A 1,597-nucleotide genomic window follows, 5' to 3' on the forward strand; every position below is an offset into this window, starting at 1 on the left:
CCGGTGACATCGTCTCGGTTGCCCTGGACGAATGGCTCAGTGCCCGGGGCTTCTGACGCGGCGCATATTTAGCACGGTGCCCGCGAACGAGATGAGCGTTCGCGGGCACCCGTCCCATCGACTATTCCACTAGTCGACTAGGCGGCTAGCTAGGCACCTAGTCGACCGGACCGGAGCTCTATATGCCTGATCTCTCGCACCACGCCTCCAAGTTGCGCGAATTGGCTGACGCTCTCGATGCACAATCGGAACTCACCACCGAAGACCCGATGGCTCCCCACCCAGACACTTTGCAGGTTGTCAATGCTCGCCATGCCAGTCGCGGGCAATTCAACTACGCCGTCCCAGACGCTCTCCAACTTCAACGGCGTATCCGCCGCTATCACGCGGATCACGGTCTCCAGCACGGTGACATCGTTGCGATAGCGCTCGACACATTCCTTCGCGCCAAGGGGTATCCCCCCAACCTCTCCTCGGCCAAGGCAGAGCCCTCGTAAGCGGAGTAGCCGAGTGGTCGTTGCGTCGAGTCCATCTGCACGTGGTCGTCGCTCCCCCAGGACGCGCAGGGCGAGCATGGCGGCGTGCCGCACCGGGCCGAGACCTAGCCCGAGGGGTGTCGCGGCGCGTTCGACGTTGTCGCGGTACAGGTGGCGTCCAGCTTGATCGCCTCGTACACCCGGCCGCCGCGCCCATGGCTGATGTCACGGTCGAGGGACTCGCGCAGGGCGGTAGCCGCGAACGCATCTCCAAGGTCGACCCGCGCTCCGCGCCCCGGACAGCGTCGGGGGCGGCCGGGGTCTTTTCGGTCGCAGGCACGCACAGCGCGGGAAGCTTACTCGGAGTCTGAATCCACGTCCCGGACAACCGCACCGCTTCTTGTCCTGCTCGCGTATGTACGGGGGACCGCCTTGTCGATCCGGTCGAACAGTGACTGCGCCCTCGCCTTCGGCGTGACGTCCTTCGTGTCCTCGTATTCCGGAACATCGAGATTCGCATTCCAACTGGAATTGAATCTCCCGGGGCGGACCGCGCCGTTGTCGTCGTCGAGATCCTTGCCCGCAGCTTCGGGGTAGAGAATCTGGAAACACGTGGCACACGGCCGCTTGGTGCCCCCCAGGTACTTCGGGGTCTGGTTGTCGTTGTAGGCGAGGATGCGGCGTTCCGCGTGCCGCCCGCTGCCTCCCCTTGCCGCGATCACCACACCTGCGGAGAGGGCGGTCGTGATCCCCTGGTGCGCGTGCGCTTGACTGCTCTTTCCCGCGTTGTGCATCCCCCGTGCCGCGTCGAGGTGCCTGTTCGTCCTGTCGGCTCTGGCTCTTTCTTCCGGTTTCATGTAGGCGAAGTGTCTGGCAGGCTGGGCTCCGGCCAGCATGTGCCCGAGGAGGTCCTCGACTCCTTGTTTTTCCAGCAGGTCCACCAGGATATAGTTTGAATCGCTGTCGGTGGCTGCAAGGATCAGCTTGCCGTTGCTGCCTAGCGCAGCCTGCACCTCGATGGCTGTGTGATTGTTGTCTGCCAGGAACTTCCTGGTGACGGTGGAAATCCAGCGAAGTCCTTGCACCTCCGGGTGATTCTCGTAGTTCCGTGTTTTCTGCTC

Annotated in this window: 2 protein-coding genes; both read right to left on the minus strand. The window is 63.5% G+C overall.

All coding sequences use genetic code 11. From position 1 onward, the window contains the following. Nucleotides 1-149: 149 nt before the first annotated feature. A complete protein-coding gene (locus ACWGJ2_RS40435; RefSeq protein ID WP_453351417.1) occupies nucleotides 150-407 on the minus strand; it encodes a hypothetical protein in 258 nt (85 codons plus the stop codon). 425 nt (nucleotides 408-832) lie between these two features. Then, the coding region (locus ACWGJ2_RS40440; protein ID WP_453351418.1) for a hypothetical protein at nucleotides 833-1,597 on the minus strand (765 nt) is incomplete at its 5' end.

Source organism: Streptomyces sp. NPDC054796, from assembly GCF_053611545.1.